Origin of the sequence: Castellaniella defragrans (assembly GCF_014203015.1) — a bacterium.
Taxonomy (GTDB): Bacteria; Pseudomonadota; Gammaproteobacteria; order Burkholderiales; family Burkholderiaceae_B; genus Castellaniella; species Castellaniella defragrans.
This window is the reverse complement of sequence record NZ_JACHIB010000020.1, coordinates 40088-62382: the sequence shown is the minus strand read 5'-3', so window position 1 is coordinate 62382 and position 22295 is coordinate 40088. Positions and strand designations below refer to the sequence as shown.

Here is a 22295-nt window from a genome sequence, read left to right as displayed (position 1 = left end):
TCCCGGCACCGGCGGTTCCGGCGGTCGGGGCGGGGGATGGACGGCGGCCGGGTCGGCGCGAAGAAAAACGCCCGAGCCGGTCGGCCGCGAAAAGCGGCCGGACCGCATGGCCCCGGCACCACGTGAAGCCCGGTCCGGGGCAGGGGTCGAAATTGTACCCCACCCCGCAGATGATCGGGCCCGGGGCGGTTTCATGGTCCGGCGGGGTTCCCGTACAATCCAGTCTGGAATGCTCAGATGAAACCCATGGTCAACGATCAAACCCCGCCGCCGGCCCCGCCATCCCGGCCCGCCGATCCATTGCCCCAGGACTTCGAGACGGCGCTGGCCGAACTCGAGGACCTGGCCGGCCGCATGAACGACGGCAACCTGGGCCTGGACGAGTCCATCGCCCTGTATCAGCGCGGCGTGGCGCTGGCCCAGGTGTGCCAGCGGCGGCTGGAAGCCGTCGAGCAGCAGGTCCAGGTGCTCCAGGGCCAGCTGCTCCAGCCCTTCGACGACGCCGCGGCGCGGGACGCGACATGAGCGCTGTCGCGGGGAATTTCGACGCCTGGCTGCGCGAGCGGGTGGACCACACCGCGGCGGTGCTCGACGACCTGCTGCCGCCCGCCGAGGACGATCCCGCGCGCCTGCACGAAGCCATGCGCTATGCCGTCCTGGGGCCGGGCAAGCGGGTGCGGGCCGCCCTGGTCTACGCCGCCGGCGAAGCCAGCCGCACTCCCAACGGCACGGCCGCCGCGCAGGATCTGGCGCTGGACGCCGCCGCCGCCGCCGTGGAGCTGATCCACGCCTATTCGCTGATCCACGACGATCTGCCCTGCATGGACGACGACGACCTGCGGCGCGGCCGGCCCACCGTGCATCGCCAGTTCGACGACGAGGCGCTCGCCATGCTCGCCGGGGATGCGCTGCAGCCCCTGGCCTTCGACTGCCTGGCGCAGATGCCCATCGCGCCGGCCCTGACGGTCCAGGCGGTCCGGCTGCTGGCCCGCGCGGCGGGCAGCGAGGGCATGGTCGGCGGCCAGGCCATCGACTGCGCCAGCGTCGGCCAGGCCCTGCCGATCGAGGCGCTGCAGCACATGCACCGCATGAAGACCGGCGCCCTGCTGGAAGCCAGCGTGCTGCTGGGCGGGGTGGTGGCCGGCGCCAGCAGCACCGTGCGCGCCGGCCTGGAATCCTACGCCTCGGCCATGGGCCTGGCCTTCCAGGTGGTGGACGACATCCTGGACGTGACCGCCGATTCGGCCACCCTGGGCAAGACCGCCGGCAAGGACGCCGCCCAGGGCAAGCCGACCTACGTCTCCATCATGGGGCTGGACGGCTCGCGCGAACTGCTGGCCGGCCTGCGCGAGCAGGCCTGCGCCGCGCTGCTGCCGCTGGGGCCGTCGGCCTGCCGCCTGCGCGAGCTGGCCGACTACATCATCGGCAGGTCCCATTAGCGTGGACAGACCCTGCATCCAAGGCATCATGACTAGACTATTGGAAGGCATTCAGTCGCCGGCGGACCTGCGCCGGCTGGACCGCCGGGAGCTCAAGGACCTGGCCGTCGAACTGCGCGCGTTCGTGCTGGACTCCGTGTCGCGCACCGGCGGCCACCTGTCCTCGAACCTGGGCACGGTCGAGCTCACCCTGGCGCTGCACTACGCGTTCGACACGCCCCACGACCGGCTGGTCTGGGACGTGGGCCACCAGTCCTATCCGCACAAGATCCTCACCGGGCGCCGCGAGGCCATGGCCGGCCTGCGCCAGCGCGGCGGGATCTCGGGCTTCCCCAGGCGCGCCGAATCGCCGTACGACGCCTTCGGCACGGCGCATTCCTCGACCTCGATCTCCGCCGCGCTGGGCATGGCCGTGGCCTCGCGCAACGCCGGCATCGATCGCCAGCACGTCGCCGTGATCGGCGACGGGGCGATGACGGCCGGCATGGCCTTCGAGGCCCTGAACAACGCCGGCGTCACCCCCGACGTGAATCTGCTGGTCGTGCTGAACGACAACGACATGTCGATCTCGCCGCCGGTGGGCGCGCTGAACTACTACTTCGCCCGCCTGCTGTCGGGCCAGTTCTACGCCCGCGCCAAGAACATGGGGCGGGCCATGTTGCAGCACGTGCCGCCCGTGCTGGCGCTGGCGCGCAAGCTCGAAGGCCACGCCAAGGGCATGCTGTCGCCGGCCACCCTGTTCGAGGAACTGGGCTTCAACTACATGGGCCCGATCGACGGCCACGACCTGGACGTGCTCATCCCCACCCTGGAAAACCTGCGCCGGCTCGGCGGCCTGCAGTTCCTGCACGTCGTGACGCGCAAGGGCCGGGGCTACAAGCTGGCCGAGGCCGATCCGGTGCTCTACCACGGCCCGGGCAAGTTCGATCCCTCGGTCGGCATCCAGAAGCCCGCCACACCCGCGCGCCGCACCTTCACCCAGGTCTTCGGCGCCTGGCTGTGCGACATGGCCGCCGCCGACGCGCGCCTGATGGGCATCACGCCCGCCATGCGCGAAGGCAGCGGCCTGGTCGAGTTCGAGCGCCGGTTCCCGCGGCGCTACTTCGACGTCGGCATCGCCGAGCAGCACGCCGTGACCTTCGCCGCCGGCCTGGCCTGCGAGGGCTGCAAGCCCGTGGTGGCCATCTACTCCACCTTCCTGCAGCGCGGCTACGACCAGCTGATCCACGACGTGGCGCTGCAGAACCTGGACGTGACCTTCGCCCTGGACCGGGCCGGCATCGTCGGCGCCGACGGGGCGACCCACGCCGGCAACTACGACATCGCCTACCTGCGCTGCGTCCCGAACCTGGTGATCGCCACGCCCTCGGACGAACGCGAGGCCCGGCTGCTGCTCAACACCTGTTTCCTCCATCCCGGCCCGGCCTCGGTGCGCTACCCGCGCGGCGCGGGCTGCGGCGCCGATCCCGGCGACAGCCTGGAGCCGGTCGAACTCGGCCGCGCCGTGGTGCGGCGCGAGGGCCGGGACGTGGCGCTGCTGGTGTTCGGCACGCTGCTGCCAGAAGCCGCGCGGGCGGCCGAGGCGCTGGACGCCACGCTGGTGGACATGCGCTTCGTCAAGCCGCTGGACGAGGCCCTGCTGCGGCGGCTGGCCGACACCCACGGCCTGTTCGTCACGGTCGAGGAGGGCGCCGTCATGGGCGGCGCCGGCAGCGCCGTGGCCGAATGGCTGAACCGGGAGGCGATCGTCCGCCCGATCCTGCAGCTGGGCCTGCCGGACGAATTCATCGATCACGGGGACCAGAAGGCCATCCTCGCCGGGCTCGGCCTGGATGCCGGTGGAATCGAGGCGTCGATACGCCAGCGCTTGAAAAGGAATGCTTCATGAACACCCTGCTGGATCCGGTGGCGATGTCGATGCCGGACGTGCAAAGCGGACCCGACACCCGCCGCATCGCCATCGAACGGGTGGGCGTGCGCGGCGTGCGCCACCCCCTGGTGGTCGCGTCCGGCGCCGGCCGGCCCCAGGCGACCGTCGCCGACTGGGAAATGACCGTGGCCCTGCCGGCCGACGAAAAAGGCACGCACATGTCGCGCTTCATCGCCCTGCTGGAAGCGCACCGCGGCGAGCCCATGACGCCCGCGGCCCTGTGCGCCCTGGCGCGGTCCATGCTCGACCTGCTGCACGCCGACGCGGGCGACGTCGCGGCCGGCTTTCCCTATTTCATCGAGAAGCCCGCGCCGGTGTCGGGCGTGCGCAGCCTGATGGACTACCAGGTACGCTGGCGCGTCGGCGTGCGCCGCGGCGAGGCGCCGCGCTTTTCCCTGTCCGTCCAGGTGCCGGTGACCAGCCTGTGCCCGTGCTCGAAGGCGATCTCGGACTACGGCGCCCACAACCAGCGCTCGCACGTCTGCGTGGACCTGGAATACGACGCGGTCGATGCCGTGGACCTGGACGCGCTGATCCGCGGCGTGGAATCGCAGGCCTCGTCCGAGCTTTGGGGGCTGCTCAAGCGCGCCGACGAAAAGTTCGTCACCGAGCGCGCCTACGAGAACCCGAAATTCGTCGAGGACCTGGTGCGCGACGTGGCCGTGATGCTGCAGCGCCTGCCCGGCGTGGCGTCCTACCAGGTCACGGCGGAAAACTTCGAGTCCATCCACAACCATTCCGCCTACGCGGTGGTGCGCAGCGCCTAGCGCCGGCGCCGGAACGCCGGCGCGTCACCCCTCGGAGGGACGATGCGCGCCGTCCACTCCCTCACCCCGGCCGATGTGCTAGAATGCCGGGTTACTTGCTCGACCGTGCTTGTGGCATGCCGATTTTTGGCGTGTCCGTGATTCCCAGGACGGGATTTCGCATCGTGCCGGCGGGCTGTCTGTCCACACCACAGATATCCACAAGGAGTCTTACATGCGCCACTACGAAGTAGTGTTCATCGTGCATCCCGATCAGAGCGAGCAGGTGCCCGCCATGATCGAGCGCTACCAGGCCATGGTCACCAGCAATGGCGGCCAGATCCACCGCGTCGAGGACTGGGGCCGCCGCCAGCTGGCCTACCCGATCCAGAAGCTCGTCAAGGCCCACTACGTGTGCTTCAACATCGAGTGCGGCCAGGCCGCCCTGGACGAACTCGAACACTCGTTCCGCTACAACGACGCGATCCTGCGCCACCTGTTCGTCAAGACCAGGCACGCCCACACCGAGCCGTCGATCATGATGAAGTCGGTCGAGCGCGAGGAAGCCCGCAAGGCGACCGCCACCGAGTCTACGAATTCCTGATCCGGAGCCCGCGCATTCCGTGAACCGGGTCGAAATCGCAGCGCGCGTGGCCGAGGCCGAGCCGCTGCGCCACACGCCGGCGGGCACGCCGGTGCTGCGGCTCCGGATGGCACACGAATCCGAGGTCCTGGAAGCCGGATCCCCCCGCACCGTCCGCATGGAACTGCAGGCGGTGGCCCTGGGGGACGTGGCCCGGGAACTGGCCGGGACGCCGATCGGCGCGCTGGTCCAGGCCGTCGGATTCCTGGCGCCCCTCCGGCAGGGCTCGGACCGGCTGGTGTTCCACATCCAGCGGATCGCGCAGGCACACTGAATGAACATGCCGGGCAGGGCCCGGCCCTAGAGAGATAAAGGCAACCATCATGGCTTACTTCAAGAAAACCAAGGAAAAGCGCAAGTTCGGGCAGCAGAATCCGCTGTTCAAGCGCCGCAAGTTCTGCCGCTTCACCGTCGCCAAGGTCGAAGAGATCGACTACAAGGATCTGGACACCCTGCGCGATTTCATCCAGGAAAACGGCAAGATCATCCCGGCCCGCCTGACCGGCACCAAGGCGCACTACCAGCGCCAGCTGGACACCGCCATCAAGCGCGCGCGCTTCCTGGCCCTGTTGCCGTACACCGACAACCACAACTGATCCGAGGTCTCCCGTCATGCAAGTCATCCTGCTTGAAAAAGTCGTCAATCTCGGCAACCTCGGCGACGTGGTTCGTGTGCGCGACGGCTACGCCCGCAACTACCTGATCCCCCAGAAGATCGCCCGCCGCGCGACCGACGCCGCCCTGAAGGAATTCGAGGCCCGCCGCGCCGAACTCGAAAAGCACCAGGCCGAAAAGCTGGCCGCGGCCCAGGCCGTGGGCGAGAAGCTGTCCGGCTACGTGCTGACCATCAGCCAGAAGGCCGGCGTCGACGGCCGCCTGTTCGGCTCGGTCACCAACATGGACGTGGCCGCCGCGCTGCAGGCCGCCGGCTTCACCGACGTGCACAAGGCCCAGGTCCGCATGCCCGACGGCGCCATCAAGGCCGTGGGCGAGTTCCCGCTGCAGGTTGCGCTGCACGCCGACGTGGTGGCCGACATCACGATCAACGTGCAGGGCGAAATGGCCTGAGGCACCGCCGCGCCGCCGTGCTACATTTCTCACGATGGGAATGGCGCGGCGCCGCTGAAAGGGCCGGCATTGCGCCGGCCCTTTTTCATTCGCCCGGCGCGCTTCGGCGGATCCGGGCGGCCCGCCGCCGGCCCGCGCCGCGCGGGGGCCTTTCATCGGGCGCCGTGCCGCGCCCCCGTATCGAGGACAGGGTTTGGAAATCGAAGCCGACGCGCAACTGGATTACCTGCGTGTGCCGCCGCACTCCATCGAGGCCGAGCAGTCGGTGCTGGGCGGGCTGCTGCTGGACAACGCCGCCTTCGACCGGGTCGCCGACGTCCTCACCGAGGACGACTTCTACCGCTACGACCACCGCCTGATCTGGCAGCACATCGCCCGGCTGGTGGCGCTGGCGCGGCCGGCCGACGTCGTCACGGTCCACGAATCCCTGGCCACGGCCGGCAAGTCCGACGAATGCGGCGGCCTGCAGTACCTGAACGCGCTGGCGCACAACACGCCCTCGGCGGCGAACATCCGCCGCTACGCCGAGATCGTGCGCGAGCGGTCCATGCTGCGCAAGCTGGTCTCGATCGCCGACGAGATCTCCTCGGCCGCCTTCAATCCCCAGGGCAAGGAAGCCCGGCAGATCCTCGACGAGGCCGAGTCCCGCGTGTTCCAGATCGCCCAGGAAGGTGCGCGCGGCATGGCCGGATTCCAGGAGATCCGTCCGCTGCTGGCCCAGGTGGTCGAGCGCATCGACGAGCTCTATCACCGCGAAGGCGATTCCGACGTGACCGGGGTGCCCACCGGCTTCAACGACCTGGACCGCATGACCTCGGGCCTGCAGGCCGGCGACCTGGTGATCGTGGCCGGGCGGCCGTCCATGGGCAAGACCTCGTTTTCCATGAACATCGGCGAGCACGTCGCCATCGAGCAGGGCCTGCCGGTGGCCGTGTTCTCCATGGAAATGGGCGCCGTGCAGCTGGCCATGCGCATGATCGGCTCGGTCGGCATGCTGGACCAGCACCGCATGCGCACCGGCAAGCTGAACCAGGACGACTGGCCGCGCCTGACCCACGCCGTGCAGAAGGTCGAGGAAGCGCAGATCTACATCGACGAGACCCCGGCGCTCAGTTCCATGGAACTGCGCGCGCGGGCGCGGCGGCTGGCGCGCCAGTGCGGGCAGCTGGGCCTGATCATCATCGACTACATCCAGCTGATGTCCGGCTCGGGCGGGGAAAACCGCGCCACCGAAATCTCCGAGATCAGCCGGTCCCTGAAGGGCCTGGCCAAGGAGCTGAACTGCCCGGTGATCGCCCTGTCGCAGCTCAATCGCAGCCTGGAGCAGCGCCCCAACAAGCGGCCCGTCATGAGCGACCTGCGCGAATCCGGCGCCATCGAGCAGGACGCCGACGTGATCATCTTCATCTACCGCGACGAGGTCTACAACCCCGATTCGCCGGACAAGGGCACGGCCGAGATCATCATCGGCAAGCAGCGTAACGGCCCGATCGGCACGGTGCGCCTGACCTTCCAGGGCTCCAGCACGCGCTTCCTGAATTTCTCGGCGGCGCCCGCGTTCTGATCGGCGGCGGCGGGATTCTGATCCCCGAGACCGGCGGCCCGCCCGCGGCGGTCCCGCCACCGGCACGATGGGCGGCACAGCGGCATTCGGGGCGGATCAGCCCGGATTCGCCGCGGTCATTTTCAGCGCCATGCGCACCGCCGCGCGCAGCGAAGCCGGGTCGGCCAGGCCGCGCCCGGCGATGTCGAAGGCCGTGCCGTGGTCCACGCTGGTGCGCACGAAAGGCAGGCCCACGGTCACGTTCACCCCTTCGTCCAGCCCCAGGTACTTCACCGGGATCAGGCCCTGGTCGTGGTACTGGGCGACCACGATGTCGAATTCCCCCCGGCGGGCGCGCATGAACACGGTATCGCCCGGCCAGGGGCCGGTGGCGTCCAGGCCCTCGGCGCGGGCGGCGGCGAGGGCCGGCGCGATGTGGCGGGCTTCCTCGTCGCCGAAGGCGCCGCCTTCGCCCGCGTGCGGATTCAGGCCCGCCACGGCGATGCGCGGCCGGGCGATGCCGGCCTGGCGGCAGGCCCGCTGCGCCAGGCGGATGGCGCGCAGTTCGGCCGCGGCGCTGAGCGCCGCCGGTACCGCGGCCAGGGCGATGTGGATGGTCACCAGCAGCACGCGCAGTTCGTCGTTGGCCAGCATCATGGCGTAGTCCGCCGTGCCGCTGCGCTGCGCCAGGATTTCCGTGTGGCCGGGGAAATCGATGCCGGCCGCGTGCAGCGCGCCCTTGTGCAGCGGCGCCGTCACCAGCGCCCGCACGCGGCCCGCCAGGGCGTCGTCGATGGCGTGGCACAGGTATTCGTAGGCGCCGCGCCCGGCGCGGGCGTCCTCGCGGCCCCAGGGCAGGTCGGCCGGCAGCGCGTCCCAGCGGTTCAGTACGCCGATCACGCCCTGCGTCGTGCCCGCGCCGGGGGCGTCCAGCGGACGGATCTCCAGGCGGCCGTCCAGCCCCAGTGCACGGCAGGCGCGCCGCAGGGCGCCCACGTCGCCGTAGACCACGGTGGGGTGGGGCAGGCCTTCCGCGAACAGGTGTGCGATCAGCTCCGGGCCGACGCCCGCGGCGTCCCCCAGCGTGATGGCCAGGGGCGCGCCGGCGGGCGCGGCCGGGATGCCGGGATCAGAGGGCGTCGCTGGCATAGTCCGCCAGGCGGGAGCGCTCGCCGCGCTGCAGGGTGATGTGGCCGGCGTGCGGCCAGCCCTTGAAGCGGTCCACCACGTAGGTCAGCCCCGAACTGCCCTCGGTGAGGTAGGGCGTGTCGATCTGGGCGATGTTGCCCAGGCAGACGATCTTGGTGCCGGGGCCCGCGCGGGTGACCAGGGTCTTCATCTGCTTGGGCGTCAGGTTCTGGGCCTCGTCGATGATCAGGAACTTGTTGAGGAAGGTGCGCCCGCGCATGAAGTTCATGGACTTGACCTTGATGCGCGAGCGGATCAGGTCCATGGCGGGCGTCTTGGTCCAGTCCTGGCCGTTGCCGCTGCCGGGAGCGCCGAGCGCGCCCGTCGCCCCCTGGTGCAGGACCTCCAGGTTGTCCTCCAGCGCGCCCATCCAGGGCAGCATCTTTTCTTCCTCGGTGCCGGGCAGGAAGCCGATGTCGTCGCCCACCGGCACGGTGGCGCGGGTGATGATGATTTCGGTGTAGCGCTTGGTCTCGAAGGTCTGGGCCAGGCCGCTGGCCAGGGCCAGCAGGGTCTTGCCGGTGCCCGCCTGGCCCAGCAGCGACACGAAGTCGATGTCCGGGTTCATCAGCAGGTTGAGGGCGAAATTCTGCTCGCGGTTGCGCGTGGTGATGCCCCAGACGCTGTTCTTGGCGTGGCTGAAATCGCGCAGGGTGGAGAGCACGGCGCTTTTCCCCGTGACTTCGCGCACCTGGGCGTACAGCGGCATCTCGCCTTCGTAGTAGACGAATTCGTTGACGATGAACTGGCCGCACAGCGGTCCGCGCACGCGATACCAGGTCAGGCCGTTCTGCTGCCAGGATTCGATGTCCTTGCCGTGCTTGTTCCAGAAGTTTTCCGGCAGCGGCATGACGCCGTCGTAGAGCAGGTCGGAGTCGTCCAGGACGTGGTCGTTCAGGTAGTCCTCGGCCGGCAGGCCCAGCGCCCGCGCCTTCAGGCGCATGTTGATGTCCTTGGACACCAGCACGATCTCGCGCTTGGGGTTTTCCTCGCGCAGGCCGTGGACGATGCCCAGGATCACGTTGTCGGCCTTGCCCATGGGCAGTTCCAGGGGCAGGCGCGTGTCGGTGGGGCGGGTCTGGAAATACAGCGAGCCCAGGGCGTCGGCATTGCCCAGCGCATCCAGCGGAACCCCCTTGGACAGATCGGCGGTGCCGATCAGCTGGTCCAGGTGGCGGCTGACCTGGCGGGCGTTGCGCGCGACTTCCGACATGCCCTTTTTCTGGTGGTCGAGTTCTTCGAGCACGATCATGGGCAGGAAGACGTCGTGCTCGGCGAAGCGGAACAGGGACGAGGGATCGTGCAGCAGCACGTTGGTGTCCAGCACGAACAGCTTGCGCTGCGCCGTGGGCAGGCGTTTCGGCCGTGCGCGGGCGGCGGCGGGGCGGGCCGGAGCGGGCGCCGCGCCGGCCGGCGCCGGACTCGCGGGGGCGGGCTTGTCCGTGGCCGGCGCCCGGGCGGTCCGGGCGGGGGCGGCCGGCACCGCGGCCGTGGCGGGGGCCGGCACCGCGGCGGGCGCCGGTGCCGCGGCGGGGGCTGGTGCGCGGGCGGGTGCCTGGGCGGGGGTGGAGGCCTGGGCGGGCTTGGGAGCGGGCGCAGGCGCGGCCGGCGCCGCGCGCCCGGCGGGCCTGGACAGGATGGCGGCGAGCGGGCGGGCTTTCGACCCCCGTCCGCGGGACGCGGAGCGGGAGGTGTCCAGGGCGGGGCCGGGCACGGCCGGGGCCGGGGCCGTCTCGCGCGGGGCGGCGCGGACGGCGGTTTCGATGATGTCGCCCGGGCGGGCCGGCGGTTTCGGAAGGGGCATGTAGGCTCCTGTGACAGGCCCTAGGCGGCCAGGTTTTGCGCGGCCTGCAGGACTTCGTCCGCATGGCCGGGAACGCGCACGCCGCGCCATTCCTGGACCAGGACGCCCTGGCGGTCGACCAGGAAGGTGCTGCGCTCGATGCCGCGCACCTGCTTGCCGTACATGTTCTTCTGCTTCATCACGCCGAACAGGGCGCACAGGGCCTCGTCGGAATCGGCGATCAGGGGGAAGGGCAGGCACTGCTTGTCGGCGAAGCCCTGATGGGATTTCAGGGTGTCGCGGGAAATGCCGAAGATCTGGCAGTCCAGCGCCAGGAACTGCGCGTGGCGGTCGCGGAAATCCTGCGCCTCGGTGGTGCAGCCGGGGGTGTTGTCCTTGGGATAGAAGTACAGCACGAAGGGCTTGCCGTGCAGGGCGGCGGAGTCGAAGGATCCCTGGGTGGTTTCGGCGGTGAGCGGCGGCAGCGGGCGGCCGATGGCGATGGGGGTCATGAGGGGTCTCCGGGTAGCAGCAGGGCCAGCACGCGCCGTTCCTCGGACATGAGGATGTTGTAGGTCCGGGCGGCGGCCTGGGTGGTCATGGTTTCGATGCCGATTCCCAGCGCCAGCAGCGGCCGCAGCACTTCGGGACGCAGGAAGATCTGGCGCGGGCCGGTGCCGATCAGCAGGACCTCGGGCGCGCCCGGGGGCAGCTCGGCGGCGGGCGCCGCGTCGTCGAGGAAGGCGAGCGGATCGCGCGCGGCCGGCTTCAGGCCGACCAGGTCCTGCAGGAAGGCGGCATCGATGTCGGCGACGCCGCGCAGGGCGAGGCCGCGCACCGGCCCTTCGGGGGCGAAGCAGATGGCGCCGTCGTAGCGGACCCGATTGATTTCCAGGAAGCCGTCGCCGTAGGCGGTGACGGTGTTGAGCGCGGGATTCAGGTCTTTTTGCAATAGCACGGGCAAGCTCCGGTGTTCCTCGTGATGATAGCGCAATCGATCGGGCGATCGTGCCGGGGGCCGGAGCGCTTTCCCCGCGGGACCGGAGCCCGCGGGCGGGGAGCGCCGGCGTGCAGCGGCCGGCTTCCTCCCAGGCGTTGAAAAATCGGCTGCATGGGTGTTGCGCCGTGCGCATCCTGCGCCGCTCAGCGGGCCCCTGCCACGGCGGCCATCCACTCGGCAATCCGGTCGATCGACGCCGAGGGCGCGCCGGTGTGGCTGGCCTCCGGCTGGTACAGCTCGGTTCGCGGATTCGGCGGCAGGGCGGCGAATCGCTGTTGCCTGACCTTGAGCAGACCCGGATAGTCCCGGGTCGGCACGATGAACAGGACCGGCACGGCGGGGTTCAGCGCGTGCTCCGGCTTCACCCGGTTCAACGGGCTGTCGGGGGCGAACCAGTCGAGATAGACCGCCGGTGCCACGGCGACGGGATAGGCGCCGCGCGCACCCTCGTAGTCCACGAGCCGCGTCCTGCTCTCGCCCCGGCCTTCGCCGACCCGCTTGCGAGCCAGGGCCACGGCCTCGCCCACCTGTTCGCGGGCTTGCGGACTGTTGGAATTGCCTCCCGGCGCGATGGCGATCACGCCATCGACCGGCAGCCGGCCGCCGAGGTAGAGGGCAAAATGCCCGCCCTGGCTGTGTCCGCCGACGAACAGCTTCTGCGCGCCGCGCGCACGCAAGGCGTCCAGTGCGGCGGCGACTTCCCGCTCGGCGGCGGCGACGCCGACGTCATAGTTGCGCCGTCCCGACCACGGCATTTCGAGATTGGCGACGAGGCAACCCTTGGCCTCCAGCGCGGCCGCCAGTTCCGCCACGTGCCGGCCCGGCGAGCCGGCCTTGCCGTGCATCACCACCACGCCGATCTTCGGCGCCGGCGCCTGCGCCCGCGCGCCGCCGGACACGGCGAGGGCGATGCCGGCCGCAAGCAGGGCAAGAACCAGGCGGAGCGATTGCGTCATGGGCGGTTCCTCGTTCAACGGCCGCCCGGAGGGCGGATGGCCGCGCCGGTGCAGGCCGACCATTGTATTCCGGGGAACCGCCGGATTTCCTGCCGGCTCGTCGAGATCGTCGTCCCCGTCCGCCCATTGCAGCCCGCCCATTTGCGAGTCGCGGACGCATGCGATAGATTATCGAGTTTGCTGCACCGCATCCATCCGCACGACTCCAGCCCACCTGCCGAGGACCATCATGACGAGCTTTCCGCGCATCGAGCGCCTGCCCCCCTACGTGTTCAACATCACCGGGGAACTCAAGATGGCCGCACGCCGGCGCGGCGAGGACATCATCGACATGTCCATGGGCAATCCGGACGGCCCCACGCCGCAGCACATCGTCGACAAGCTGGTGGAAGTCGCCCGCCGCCCCGACACCCACGGCTATTCGGTGTCCAAGGGCATCCCGCGCCTGCGCCGCGCGATCTCGACCTGGTACGAGCGCCGCTACGGGGTGGACATCGATCCGGATTCCGAGGCCATCGTCTCCATCGGCTCCAAGGAAGGCCTGGCCCACCTGATGCTGGCCACGCTGGACCGGGGCGACACGGTGCTGGTGCCTAATCCCAGCTACCCGATCCACATCTACGGCGCGGTGATCGCCGGCGCCAACATCCGCTCGGTGCCGATGACGCCCGGACTGGATTTCTTCGAGGAGATCGAGCGCGCGGTGCGCGAGACCATCCCCAAGCCCAAGATGATGATCCTGGGTTTCCCCAGCAACCCCACGGCCCAGTGCGTGGAGCTGTCCTTCTTCGAGCGCATCGTGGCGCTGGCGCGCGAACACGGCATCCTGGTGGTGCACGACCTGGCCTACGCCGACATCACCTTCGACGGCTACGTGGCGCCGTCCATCATGCAGGTGCCCGGCGCGCGCGACGTGGCGGTGGAATTCTTCACCATGAGCAAGAGCTACAACATGGCCGGCTGGCGCATCGGCTTCATGGTGGGCAACCGCGAGCTGGTCAACGCGTTGGCGCGCATCAAGAGCTACCACGACTACGGCACCTTCACGCCCATCCAGGTGGCGGCCATCGCCGCCCTGGAAGGGCCCCAGGACTGTGTGGCGGAAGTCGTCGAGCAGTACCGCAGCCGCCGCGACGTGCTGGCGCGCGGCCTGCACGAGGCCGGCTGGCCGGTGGACGTGCCCAAGGCGTCCATGTACATCTGGGCGCGCATCCCCGAGCCCTACCGCGCCCAGGGCTCGCTGGAATTCTCCAAGCGCCTGCTGGCCGACGCCAAGGTCGCCGTGTCCCCCGGCATCGGCTTCGGCGAATACGGCGACGAATACGTGCGCTTCGCCCTGATCGAAAACGAACAGCGCACCCGTCAGGCGGTGCGCGGCATCAAGGACATGTTCCGCAAGGACGGGCTGCTCAAATGAAACCGATCCGCGTAGGTTTGCTCGGCCTGGGCGTCGTCGGCGGCGGCGTCTGGACGGTCCTGGCCCAGAACGGCGGCGAGATCGCCCGGCGCGCCGGACGGCGCATCGAGGTCGCCGCGGTGGCGGTGCGCGACGTGGCCAAGGCGCGCGCGCTGGTGGGGCCGGACGTCGCCGTCACCACCGACGGCATGGCCCTGGCGCGCGACCCGGACATCGACATCATCGTCGAGCTGATGGGCGGCGACACGGTGGCCCGCGACTGCATCCTGGAAGCCATCGCCCAGGGCAAGCACGTGGTCACGGCCAACAAGGCCCTGCTGGCCGTGCACGGCAACGAGATCTTCGCCGCCGCCCAGGCGCGCGGCGTGATGGTCGCCTTCGAGGCGGCCGTGGCCGGCGGCATCCCCATCATCAAGGCGATCCGCGAGGGCCTGACGGCCAACCGCATCCAGTGGCTGGCCGGCATCATCAACGGCACCACCAATTTCATCCTGTCGGAGATGCGCCAGCGCGGCCTGCCCTTCGACGCCGTGCTCGCCGAGGCCCAGCGCCTGGGCTACGCCGAGGCCGACCCCACCTTCGACATCGAGGGCGTGGACGCGGCCCACAAGCTCACGTTGCTGGCCTCGCTGGCCTTCGGCATTCCGGTACAGTTCGACAAGGCCTACATCGAAGGCATTTCCCGCCTGGCCTCCGAGGACATCGTCCACGCCGAGCGCCTGGGCTACCGCATCAAGCTGCTGGGCATCACCCGCCGCCGCCCGGAAGGCATCGAGCTGCGGGTCCATCCCGCCCTGGTGCCCGACCACTGCCTGCTGGCCAACGTCGAAGGCGCCATGAACGCCGTGCTGGTGCGCGGCGACGCGGTCGGCCCTTCGCTGTACTACGGCCAGGGCGCGGGCGCGCTGCCCACGGCCTCGGCCGTGGTGGCCGACCTGGTCGACGTGACCCGGCTGCAGATGGCCGACCCCGAGCACCGGGTGCCGCACCTGGCCTTCCAGCCCGACGCCATGGCCGACATTCCCGTGCTGCCCATGGCGGACGTGCGCACCTGCTTCTACCTGCGCCTGCGGGTGGACGACCGCCCCGGCGTGCTGGCCGACCTGGCGCGCGTGCTGTCGGACGCCGGCATTTCCGTGGGCTCGATGTTCCAGCAGCCCCACGGCGAGCACCAGGCCGACATCATCTTCCTCACCCACGAAGCGCGCGAGGGCGACGTGGACCAGGCCCTGCGCGCGATCCATGGCCTGCCTTTCGTGCGTTCGGACGTGACCCGCCTGCGCGTGGAGAACATCACGTGAAATACCTGTCCACCCGGGGCGGCATGGCCCCGCAGCCTTTCTGCGACATCCTGCTCGAAGGCCTGGCGCCCGACGGCGGCCTGACGCTGCCCGAAACCCTGCCGAAGCTGGACGCGGCCACCCTGGAATCCTGGCGCGGGCTGGACTACGCCGACCTGGCGGCCCGCGTGCTGGGCCTGTTCATCGACGACATCGCGCCCGGCGACCTGTCGCGCATGACGCACGCGGCCTACGCGCCCGACGTGTTCCCGCGCATCGCGCCGGTCAAGCCGCTGCGCCCGGGCCTGTCGCTGCTGGGCCTGTCCGAAGGGCCGACGCTGGCCTTCAAGGACATGGCCATGCAGTTCCTCGGCCAGGTCTTTGAATACGTGCTGGCGCGGCGCGGCCAGACGCTCAACATCCTGGGCGCCACCTCCGGCGACACCGGCTCGGCGGCGGAATACGCGCTGCGCGGCAAGCGCGGCGTGGCCGTGTTCATGCTGTCGCCCCACGGCCGCATGAGCGCCTTCCAGCGCGCCCAGATGTACTCGCTGCAGGACGCCAACATCCACAACATCGCCGTGCGCGGCGTGTTCGACGAATGCCAGGACATCGTCAAGGCGCTGGCCGGCGACCTGGATTTCAAGAGCGCCCACCGTCTGGGCGCCGTCAATTCCATCAACTGGGCGCGCATCGCCGCCCAGGTGGTGTACTACGTCTGGGGCTGGCTGCGGGCCACGCAGGGGCCCGGCGAGCCGGTGTCCTTCGCCGTGCCCTCGGGCAATTTCGGCAACATCCTGGCCGGCCACATCGCGCGCGAGATGGGCGTGCCGATCCGCCGCCTGGTGCTGGCCACCAACGAAAACAACGTGCTGGAAGAATTCTTCCGCACCGGCGTCTACCGGCCGCGCGCGGCCAGCCAGACGCACGCCACCTCCAGCCCGTCGATGGACATCTCGCGCGCCTCGAACTTCGAGCGCTTCGTCTTCGACCTGGTGGGCCGCGATCCGGCCCGCGTGCAGGCGCTGATGGAGGAACTGCGCACCACCGGGCAGTTCGATCTGTCCGGCCTGCGGCCGGCGTTCACGGAGCGCTACGGCTTCGTGGCGGGCGCCAGCACCCACGCCGACCGCCTGCGCACCATCCGCGACATCCGCCGCGAGACCGGCGTGCTGATCGATCCGCACACGGCCGACGGCGTGAAGGTCGCCCTGGAGCACCTGGAGGACGGCGTGCCCATGCTGGTGCTGGAAACGGCCCTGCCGGCCAAGTTCGCCGAGACCATCGTCGAGGCCACCGGCGAATCGCCGGAAGTCCCGGCCGCGCTGCGCGACCTGGACCGGCTGCCCCAGCGCGTCGAGGTCATGGACTGCGACGCCCGCCTGGTGGCCGACTACGTGCATCGCCACGCGCTGTAGCGCGGCCGCCCGTCCCGGAGCCGGAGCGGTCCGGCGGCGCGTGCGCGCCGCCGGATGCGGCGCATCGGCACGGGCGGAAGAACGGGCGGAAAAATGAACGGCGGAACGGGCGGAAGCGGACCGCACTGATCACTCTGTCCAATTCCTTGTGCCGTTCTGCCAGTTTCATGGCGGAATAGCGGCAGGATTGGCGATATACATTGTCTTACCCTTGGGCCACACTGCATGCAGAACATCACATCCCAAGGAGACACGCCATGCACGCCCCCGCTCCGGTGCTGCCCCGCACCCTGTTCCTGGACACCCACGACGTCGCCCGGCTGATCGGCGTGCTGGGCCTGCCCGCCTGCCTGCGGGGCCTGGCCGGCACGCTGCGGGCCGATTACCTGCGCTGGCCCGAGTTCGACAAGGAAGCCCGCATCGCCGCCTATTCCGAGCAGGGCACCATCGAATTGATGCCCATCACCGACGGCACGCATTACAGCTTCAAATGCGTCAACGGCCACCCGGGCAACGGGCGCCACGGCCTGCCCACCGTCATGGCGATGGGCGCGCTGCTGGATTGCGACACCGGCATGATCCGCCTGCTGAGCGAGCTGACCCTGACCACGGCGCTGCGCACGGCCGCGATGTCGGCCCTGGCCGCGCAGGTCCTGGCGCGGCGCGACAGCCATTCGATGGCGCTGATCGGCAACGGGGCGCAGAGCGACTTCCAGGCGCTGGCCTTCGCCACCCTGCTGGGCGTGCGCGAACTGCGTCTCCACGACCTGGACCGCCGCGCCTCGGAACGCCTGGCGCGCAATCTGGCGGCGGCCGAACTGCCCGGGCGGCCGCTGTCCGTGCGGCTCTGCGATTCGGTGGCCGAAGCCGTGCGGGGCGCGGACATCGTCACCACCGTGACGGCCTTCCAGGGCCGGGCGCAGGTGCTGGACGACGCCCTGATCGAGCCGGGCATGCACCTGAATGCCGTGGGCGGCGACTGCCCCGGCAAGACCGAGCTGGATCCGGCGATCCTGCGCCGGGCCGAGGTCTTCGTCGAATTCCCGCCCCAGACGCGCAAGGAAGGCGAGATCCAGCAGATGCCGGCCGATTTCCCCGTGACCGAACTGTGGCGCGTCCTGGCGGGCGACGCGCCGGGGCGGACGCGGGCGGACCAGGTGACGCTGTTCGACTCGGTCGGGTTCGCGCTGGAGGACTATTCCGCGCTGCGCTTCCTGCAGGCCCAGGCGGAGGCCCACCAGGTGGGTACCTGGGTGGAGGTCACGCCGGGGCAGGCGGATCCGCGCGACCTGTACGGCTGGCTGCAGGGCGAACTTCGGGGCGAGCAAAGGGGCGAGCAGAGGGGCGAACCGCAGAGCCGGCCCGCGCTGGTCTCGTGACGGCGCGTCGGTGAGGCCGCGGGCGCCGCGCGCCGGCCGGTCTCAGGCGGCGAGGATGCCGTCGGCCGCCGCCAGCCCGCTGCGCACCGCGCCTTCCAGCACGGCCGGATAGCCGGTGTCGGTCCAGTCGCCGGCCAGCAGCAGGCCGGGCCAGGGGGTGGCCATGCCGGGGCGCCGCAGGCCCGGGACGGCGTCGAAGGTCGCGCGCCGCTCGGTGACCAGGGCGTGGGCCTCGATCTGCGGCAGCGGCGGGAGCGATCCCGCGGCCGCCTGGGCGCGGATCTGGGCGATGACGCCGGCCGCGAGGCGCGCCGGATCCCGGCCCGCGTAGCGGTCCGCCGTGCCGATGACCACGTGGACCAGCCGGCGTTCGGCGTGCGCGCGGGCGCTGGCGCTGCGGTCGAACAGCCACTGGCCCCAGGCGTCGCACGCCGGCTCGTCGCGCAGCAGCAGCATGGGCCGGCCCGAATCCCAGGGCCGGGCAAGCCGCAGGGTGAGGGTGCCGATGGCGGAGTGCGCCGGCTCCGTCCAGCCGTCCAGGAAGTCCGCCGCCCCGGGCAGCGGCGCCAGCAGGCGCCGGGCTTCGGCGGCCGGCACGGCCAGGATGACGCCTGCGTGCGGTTCGCCGTCCACCCGCCAGCCGCCCGCCGGGCCGGGTGCGATCGCGCGCACCCGCTGGCGCCGCAGGCCCTCGCCCAGCAGGGCGCAGGCGCGGGCGGGCCAGAGCGCATGCAGGCCGTCGCGCGGGATCAGGATGCGGCTGGCGGCCGGCCCCGCGCCCAGGCTGTCGGCCAGCACGCGGACGAACAGGCGCGCCTGCGCCGCCCGCGCCGGCGTGTTCAGGGCGGCCACGCACAGGGGCTCCCACAGGCGCGTCATCAGGTCCGGCGGGCAGCCGAGGCCGGCCAGCCAGTCCGCGACGGTCGCGCACGGATCGACGCGCTGCGGCTCCAGCGCGCCGAACACGCGGGCCAGGTGGCGCCGGCCCCGCCCGCCGTCCAGCCCGCGGCTGCCCAGCAGCACGCCCAGGCGGTGCAGGGGCGCGGGCAGCGGCCAGAACCGCAGCCTCAGGCCGCCGTCGGCCGATCGCAGGTCCAGGTCCCCGGCCAGCAGGGCCCGCGCCGGGTCCACGTCCAGGGACCGCATCAGCGCCAGGGTGGCGCTGTAGGCGCCCAGCAGGATGTGCTGGCCGTTGTCGATCCGCAGGCCCAGTCCGGGATGGTCGATCCACCGCGCCCGGCCGCCCGGCGCGGTGGCGGCCTCGTAGACCCGGACCGCCCGGCCCGCCCGGCGCAGGCGCACGGCGGCGGCCAGGCCCGCCCAGCCGGCGCCGACGACGGCGATGCTCATCGCGGCGCGCTCATGCCGGCCCCCTGGCGCTGCGCGCCTTCTTCCGGAGAGGGAATTCGCGCGGGGGCGCCGCCCGGCGCGCTCATTGCGCCAGACGGCGCACCAGCCCCCGGCCGCCGCCGACCCAGGTCTTCCAGGCGAGCCAGAACTTGCGGATCGGCGTCAGCGCGATGCGCTGGTTCAGCACGTGCCAGCCGTCGCGCTCGATCTCGTCGAGCAGGGCGACGTAGATGGCGGCCATCATCAGGCCGGGCCGCTGCGCGCGGCGGTCGGCCTCGGGCAGGGCGCGCATGGCGTCGCGGTACAGCGCGCGCGCGCGTTCGGTCTGCTGGCGCATCAGGGCCTGGAAGCCTTCGGTGTAGTGGCCGTCGAGGATGTCGTCCACCGTCACGCCGTGGCGCGCCATGTCGTCGGCCGGCAGGTAGATGCGCCCGCGCCGGGCGTCGTCGCCCACGTCGCGGATGATGTTCGTCATCTGGAAGGCCAGGCCCAGGGTCTCGGCGTATTCCAGGGTGCGCGGGTCGGTGTGGCCGAAGATGGCGGCCGACAGGTCGCCGACCACGCCGGCGGCCCGCCAGCAGTATTCCCGCAGGGCGTTCCAGTCGGCGTAGCGGAACTGGTCCAGGTCCATTTCCATGCCTTCGATCACGGCGTAGAAGGGCTCGGGGCGCAGCCCGAAGGCGGGAACGTGCCGCGCCAGGGCGATGGCCACCGGATGGTCGGGCTTGCCGTCGAACATCAGGCCGACCTGGTCGCGCCACCAGGCGAGCTTCATCCGCGCGACCGAGGGCTCGCCGACCTCGTCCACGATGTCGTCCACCTCGCGGCAGAAGGCGTACAGCGCCGTGATGGCGCGGCGCCGCTCCGGCGGCAGGAACAGGAAGGCGTAGTAGAAGCTCGAGCCGCTGCGCGCGGCCTTCTGCTGGCAGTATTCGTCAGGCGTCATGGTATGGATTCTCTCCGATCCGCAGCGCCTGCTTAACGCTCGACTGATTCAGAGGAGCCATGGGGCGATGCGGCGCGGGGGCGCGGCGTACAGAATGCGCGCCAGCATAGCAGGAAGGCGTCGGCGCGGCCCAGGATGGGCCGGTTGCGCCAAGGGTCGTAGCCGCCCGCGGCGAGCTTTTCCAGGACCCGCAGGCCGCCGTGCACCACCAGGCGCAGTTCCAGGCCGATGCGGCCGGGCAGGCGCCAGGCGAGCGGGCTGCCGGCCAGCAGGGCGCGGCGGGCCTGCGCGGCCTGCTCGCGCACCGCGTCCCGCCAGGCGTCGGACGGCGGCGCGGCCGGATCGGCGCACGGCGCGTCCAGGGCGGCGGGGTCGAGGCCGTGGCGTTCCAGGCAGTCCAGGGGGATGTAGCAGCGGCCCTTGGCCTGGTCCAGGGCCACGTCCTGGCAGAAATTGACCCGCTGCAGTCCGGTGCAGAGGGCGTCGGACTGGGCCAGGTCCGCAGGATCGGTGCGGCCGAACAGGTGCAGCATCAGGCGCCCGACCGGGTTGGCGGAGCGGCGGCAGTAGTCGAGCAGGGCCGGCTCGTCGGCGTAGCGCGTGACGCTCAGGTCCTGGATGAAGGCCGACAGCAGGTCCAGCAGCGGCTGGACGGGCAGCCGGTGGCGCACGGCGGTGTCGCCCAGCCGGGCGAAGATCGCGCGGTCGCCGTCGGACAGTGGCGCCCGGATCGGCCGCCCGGCACCCAGGTCCCGGACCGCGGCGCGCCAGGCTTCCAGCCGTTCCAGGCGCGCCGGCGCGGGGGCGTCGCCCTCGTCGGCGATGTCGTCCGCGCCGCGCGCGAAGGCGTACAGATCGCGCACCGCCGGGCGCAGCCGGGCGGGCAGCAGCAGGGACGCGACGGGGAAGTTTTCGTAGTGATCGACGGCCATGATGAGGCAGTATACTTAGCCGGACAGCCTGTCCGGCCGTGGTTTTTCATCTCGATGCAACCGCGGCCCGACGGGCTGATTCTCAAAGTGCCCGCGCGGCCCGGTTCCGGGGCCGTCGCCTCCTTTTCCGCTTTCCGGGGGATTACATGCCGCGCCCGATCCTGGCGACGATCGACACCGAAGCCTTGTCCCACAATCTGAGCACGGTGGCCGGCCGCCTGCGGCGGGACGCCTCCGGCGCCGCGCCCTTCATCTGGGCGGTGATCAAGGCGCGCGGCTACGGCCACGGCATCGAGGCCGCCCTGGCCGGTTTCGCCGAGGCCGACGGCCTGGCCATGCTGGACCTGGAAGAAGCCGTGCGCTGCCGCGAGCTGGGCTGGACCGGTCCGCTGCTGCTGCTCGAAGGCTTCTTCGAGCCCGCCGACCTCGACACGCTGGTCCATTACCGCATCGGCGCCGCGCTGCATTGCGCCGAGCAGTTCGACATGCTGGAATCCAGCCCCGTCGCCCGGCAGATCGACGCCTTCGTCAAGCTCAACACCGGCATGCACCGGCTGGGCTTCCAGCCGGACGAATTCCGCGCGGCCCACGCGCGCGCCCTGGCCCTGCAGGCCGACGGCGTGCTGGGCCAGGTCGGCGCGATGACCCACTTCGCCCGCGCGGACGACGATCCCGCCGTCACGCGGGCCCAGATCGACTGTTTCCTGCGGGCCACCGCAGGCCTGTCCGGCCCGGTCAGCCTGTGCAATTCCGCCGCCACCCTGACGCCGGGCCTGGCGGCGGGCATCGCCGGCGACCCGCAATGGGTGCGTCCCGGCATCTGCCTGTACGGCTCCTCGCCCTTCGCCGACCAGCCGGCCGATGCCTTCGGCCTGCGTCCGGCCATGACCCTGTCCGCCCGCCTGATCGGCGCGCACCGGGTGCCGGCGGGCGAATCGGTGGGCTATGGCCACACCTTCCGCGCGCCCCGCGACATGCGGGTCGGCATCGTCGCCTGCGGCTATGCCGACGGCTATCCGCGCCACGCGCCCACCGGCACGCCGATCGCGGTGGACGGGGTGCGCACCCGCCTGGTCGGCCGGGTGTCCATGGACATGCTGGCCGTGGACCTGGACCCCGTGCCCGAGGCGGCGGTGGGCGCTCCGGTCGTGCTGTGGGGGCAGGGCGGCCCGTCGGTGGACGAGGTCGCCGCCGCCTGCGGCACCATCGGCTACGAACTGCTCACCGCCGTGACGCCCCGGGTGCCGCGCCGCGTCCTGTGAATCCCCGCCTGCGGA

At 71.1% G+C, this 22295-nt stretch carries 22 protein-coding genes; 14 read left to right on the top strand and 8 right to left on the bottom strand.

The annotated features are described in order from the left end of the window. Positions 1-246: 246 nt before the first annotated feature. The 9 genes from HNR28_RS15785 to HNR28_RS15745 all read left to right on the top strand — a co-directional run bounded on the left by HNR28_RS15785 (position 247) and on the right by HNR28_RS15745 (position 7390). Positions 247-525, top strand: coding sequence for an exodeoxyribonuclease VII small subunit (locus HNR28_RS15785; RefSeq protein ID WP_151024423.1), 279 nt, complete (start codon positions 247-249; stop codon positions 523-525). After that, positions 522-1439, top strand: coding sequence for a polyprenyl synthetase family protein (locus tag HNR28_RS15780; protein ID WP_151024424.1), 918 nt, complete (start codon positions 522-524; stop codon positions 1437-1439). The genes HNR28_RS15785 and HNR28_RS15780 overlap by 4 nt, the downstream gene beginning before the upstream one ends. 25 nt (positions 1440-1464) lie before the next feature. Continuing rightward, complete coding sequence (gene dxs, locus HNR28_RS15775; protein WP_151024429.1) at positions 1465-3327, top strand: 1-deoxy-D-xylulose-5-phosphate synthase; 1863 nt, start codon at positions 1465-1467, stop codon at positions 3325-3327. Beyond that, positions 3324-4136 carry a GTP cyclohydrolase FolE2 gene (gene folE2, locus HNR28_RS15770; RefSeq protein ID WP_043683426.1) on the top strand — a complete coding sequence of 271 codons (813 nt, stop codon included), beginning with the start codon at positions 3324-3326 and terminating at the stop codon, positions 4134-4136. The genes dxs and folE2 overlap by 4 nt, the downstream gene beginning before the upstream one ends. 214 nt (positions 4137-4350) lie before the next feature. Further along, a complete protein-coding gene (gene rpsF, locus HNR28_RS15765; RefSeq protein WP_151024425.1) occupies positions 4351-4719 on the top strand; it encodes a 30S ribosomal protein S6 in 369 nt (122 codons plus the stop codon). 19 nt (positions 4720-4738) lie between these two features. Beyond that, a complete protein-coding gene (priB, locus tag HNR28_RS15760) occupies positions 4739-5032 on the top strand; it encodes a primosomal replication protein N (RefSeq protein WP_043683422.1) in 294 nt (97 codons plus the stop codon). Positions 5033-5081: 49 nt separating this feature from the next. Beyond that, positions 5082-5354, top strand: a complete 273-nt coding sequence (gene rpsR / locus HNR28_RS15755; protein WP_043683419.1) for a 30S ribosomal protein S18 — start codon at positions 5082-5084, stop codon at positions 5352-5354. 16 nt (positions 5355-5370) lie between these two features. Next, positions 5371-5826, top strand: a complete 456-nt coding sequence (gene rplI / locus HNR28_RS15750) for a 50S ribosomal protein L9 (RefSeq protein WP_043683416.1) — start codon at positions 5371-5373, stop codon at positions 5824-5826. 193 nt (positions 5827-6019) lie between these two features. Next, on the top strand, positions 6020-7390 hold the full coding sequence (locus HNR28_RS15745) for a replicative DNA helicase (protein WP_151024426.1): 1371 nt from the start codon (positions 6020-6022) through the stop codon (positions 7388-7390). Positions 7391-7486: 96 nt separating this feature from the next. Here the strand turns inward: HNR28_RS15745 and pdxA are convergent, their stop codons facing one another. The 5 genes from pdxA to HNR28_RS15720 form a co-directional block, all read right to left on the bottom strand. Beyond that, positions 7487-8518: a 4-hydroxythreonine-4-phosphate dehydrogenase PdxA gene (gene pdxA, locus HNR28_RS15740; RefSeq protein WP_151024427.1), complete on the bottom strand. Its 1032-nt coding sequence runs from the start codon at positions 8516-8518 to the stop codon at positions 7487-7489. Next, the gene (locus tag HNR28_RS15735; RefSeq protein WP_184143048.1) at positions 8499-10361 is read right to left on the bottom strand and encodes a PhoH family protein; all 1863 of its coding nucleotides are present in this window, start codon (positions 10359-10361) and stop codon (positions 8499-8501) included. The genes pdxA and HNR28_RS15735 overlap by 20 nt, the downstream gene beginning before the upstream one ends. A gap of 20 nt (positions 10362-10381) precedes the next feature. After that, complete coding sequence (locus HNR28_RS15730; RefSeq protein ID WP_151025394.1) at positions 10382-10852, bottom strand: peroxiredoxin; 471 nt, start codon at positions 10850-10852, stop codon at positions 10382-10384. Beyond that, positions 10849-11298: an Mth938-like domain-containing protein gene (locus HNR28_RS15725; protein ID WP_170288524.1), complete on the bottom strand. Its 450-nt coding sequence runs from the start codon at positions 11296-11298 to the stop codon at positions 10849-10851. The genes HNR28_RS15730 and HNR28_RS15725 overlap by 4 nt, the downstream gene beginning before the upstream one ends. A gap of 185 nt (positions 11299-11483) precedes the next feature. After that, the gene (locus tag HNR28_RS15720) at positions 11484-12296 is read right to left on the bottom strand and encodes an alpha/beta fold hydrolase (protein WP_170288525.1); all 813 of its coding nucleotides are present in this window, start codon (positions 12294-12296) and stop codon (positions 11484-11486) included. A gap of 229 nt (positions 12297-12525) precedes the next feature. Between HNR28_RS15720 and alaC the strand changes: the two genes are divergently transcribed. From alaC to HNR28_RS15700, 4 genes are all read left to right on the top strand, one after another. Beyond that, a complete protein-coding gene (alaC, locus tag HNR28_RS15715) occupies positions 12526-13713 on the top strand; it encodes an alanine transaminase (RefSeq protein WP_043683387.1) in 1188 nt (395 codons plus the stop codon). After that, positions 13710-15014, top strand: a complete 1305-nt coding sequence (locus HNR28_RS15710) for a homoserine dehydrogenase (RefSeq protein ID WP_151025395.1) — start codon at positions 13710-13712, stop codon at positions 15012-15014. Before alaC ends, HNR28_RS15710 begins: the two co-directional genes overlap by 4 nt. Next, positions 15011-16411, top strand: coding sequence for a threonine synthase (thrC, locus tag HNR28_RS15705; RefSeq protein WP_043683383.1), 1401 nt, complete (start codon positions 15011-15013; stop codon positions 16409-16411). The genes HNR28_RS15710 and thrC overlap by 4 nt, the downstream gene beginning before the upstream one ends. A 257-nt stretch (positions 16412-16668) precedes the next feature. Continuing rightward, on the top strand, positions 16669-17790 hold the full coding sequence (locus HNR28_RS15700) for an ornithine cyclodeaminase (RefSeq protein WP_043683381.1): 1122 nt from the start codon (positions 16669-16671) through the stop codon (positions 17788-17790). A 42-nt stretch (positions 17791-17832) separates the two neighbouring features. On the opposite strand, the gene hpnE is transcribed toward HNR28_RS15700, so the two are convergent. The 3 genes from hpnE to hpnC form a co-directional block, all read right to left on the bottom strand. Next, on the bottom strand, positions 17833-19140 hold the full coding sequence (gene hpnE / locus HNR28_RS15695) for a hydroxysqualene dehydroxylase HpnE (RefSeq protein ID WP_043683379.1): 1308 nt from the start codon (positions 19138-19140) through the stop codon (positions 17833-17835). Between the two features lie 82 nt (positions 19141-19222). Beyond that, positions 19223-20086 (bottom strand): presqualene diphosphate synthase HpnD, encoded by an 864-nt coding sequence (gene hpnD, locus HNR28_RS15690; RefSeq protein ID WP_043683376.1) that lies wholly within the window; start codon positions 20084-20086, stop codon positions 19223-19225. A gap of 32 nt (positions 20087-20118) precedes the next feature. Further along, positions 20119-21018: a squalene synthase HpnC gene (hpnC, locus tag HNR28_RS15685; RefSeq protein WP_184143045.1), complete on the bottom strand. Its 900-nt coding sequence runs from the start codon at positions 21016-21018 to the stop codon at positions 20119-20121. A gap of 146 nt (positions 21019-21164) precedes the next feature. On the opposite strand from hpnC, the gene alr reads away from it, so the two are divergent. Continuing rightward, the gene (alr, locus tag HNR28_RS15680) at positions 21165-22280 is read left to right on the top strand and encodes an alanine racemase (RefSeq protein ID WP_151024114.1); all 1116 of its coding nucleotides are present in this window, start codon (positions 21165-21167) and stop codon (positions 22278-22280) included. The last annotated feature ends 15 nt before the right edge of the window (positions 22281-22295 follow it).

Excerpts from the sequence above, each read along its gene's own strand:
- HNR28_RS15730 (WP_151025394.1), bottom strand. The coding sequence starts at position 10,852 with ATGACCCCCATCGCCATCGGCCGCCCGCTGCCGCCGCTCACCGCCGAA.
- pdxA (WP_151024427.1), bottom strand. The coding sequence starts at position 8,518 with ATGCCAGCGACGCCCTCTGATCCCGGCATCCCGGCCGCGCCCGCCGGC.
- folE2 (WP_043683426.1), top strand. The coding sequence starts at position 3,324 with ATGAACACCCTGCTGGATCCGGTGGCGATGTCGATGCCGGACGTGCAA.
- rpsR (WP_043683419.1), top strand. The coding sequence starts at position 5,082 with ATGGCTTACTTCAAGAAAACCAAGGAAAAGCGCAAGTTCGGGCAGCAG.
- HNR28_RS15710 (WP_151025395.1), top strand. The coding sequence starts at position 13,710 with ATGAAACCGATCCGCGTAGGTTTGCTCGGCCTGGGCGTCGTCGGCGGC.
- HNR28_RS15700 (WP_043683381.1), top strand. The coding sequence starts at position 16,669 with ATGCACGCCCCCGCTCCGGTGCTGCCCCGCACCCTGTTCCTGGACACC.
- rplI (WP_043683416.1), top strand. The coding sequence starts at position 5,371 with ATGCAAGTCATCCTGCTTGAAAAAGTCGTCAATCTCGGCAACCTCGGC.
- HNR28_RS15720 (WP_170288525.1), bottom strand. The coding sequence starts at position 12,296 with ATGACGCAATCGCTCCGCCTGGTTCTTGCCCTGCTTGCGGCCGGCATC.
- HNR28_RS15780 (WP_151024424.1), top strand. The coding sequence starts at position 522 with ATGAGCGCTGTCGCGGGGAATTTCGACGCCTGGCTGCGCGAGCGGGTG.
- hpnC (WP_184143045.1), bottom strand. The coding sequence starts at position 21,018 with ATGGCCGTCGATCACTACGAAAACTTCCCCGTCGCGTCCCTGCTGCTG.
- hpnE (WP_043683379.1), bottom strand. The coding sequence starts at position 19,140 with ATGAGCATCGCCGTCGTCGGCGCCGGCTGGGCGGGCCTGGCCGCCGCC.
- alr (WP_151024114.1), top strand. The coding sequence starts at position 21,165 with ATGCCGCGCCCGATCCTGGCGACGATCGACACCGAAGCCTTGTCCCAC.
- rpsF (WP_151024425.1), top strand. The coding sequence starts at position 4,351 with ATGCGCCACTACGAAGTAGTGTTCATCGTGCATCCCGATCAGAGCGAG.
- alaC (WP_043683387.1), top strand. The coding sequence starts at position 12,526 with ATGACGAGCTTTCCGCGCATCGAGCGCCTGCCCCCCTACGTGTTCAAC.
- hpnD (WP_043683376.1), bottom strand. The coding sequence starts at position 20,086 with ATGACGCCTGACGAATACTGCCAGCAGAAGGCCGCGCGCAGCGGCTCG.
- HNR28_RS15785 (WP_151024423.1), top strand. The coding sequence starts at position 247 with ATGGTCAACGATCAAACCCCGCCGCCGGCCCCGCCATCCCGGCCCGCC.
- HNR28_RS15735 (WP_184143048.1), bottom strand. The coding sequence starts at position 10,361 with ATGCCCCTTCCGAAACCGCCGGCCCGCCCGGGCGACATCATCGAAACC.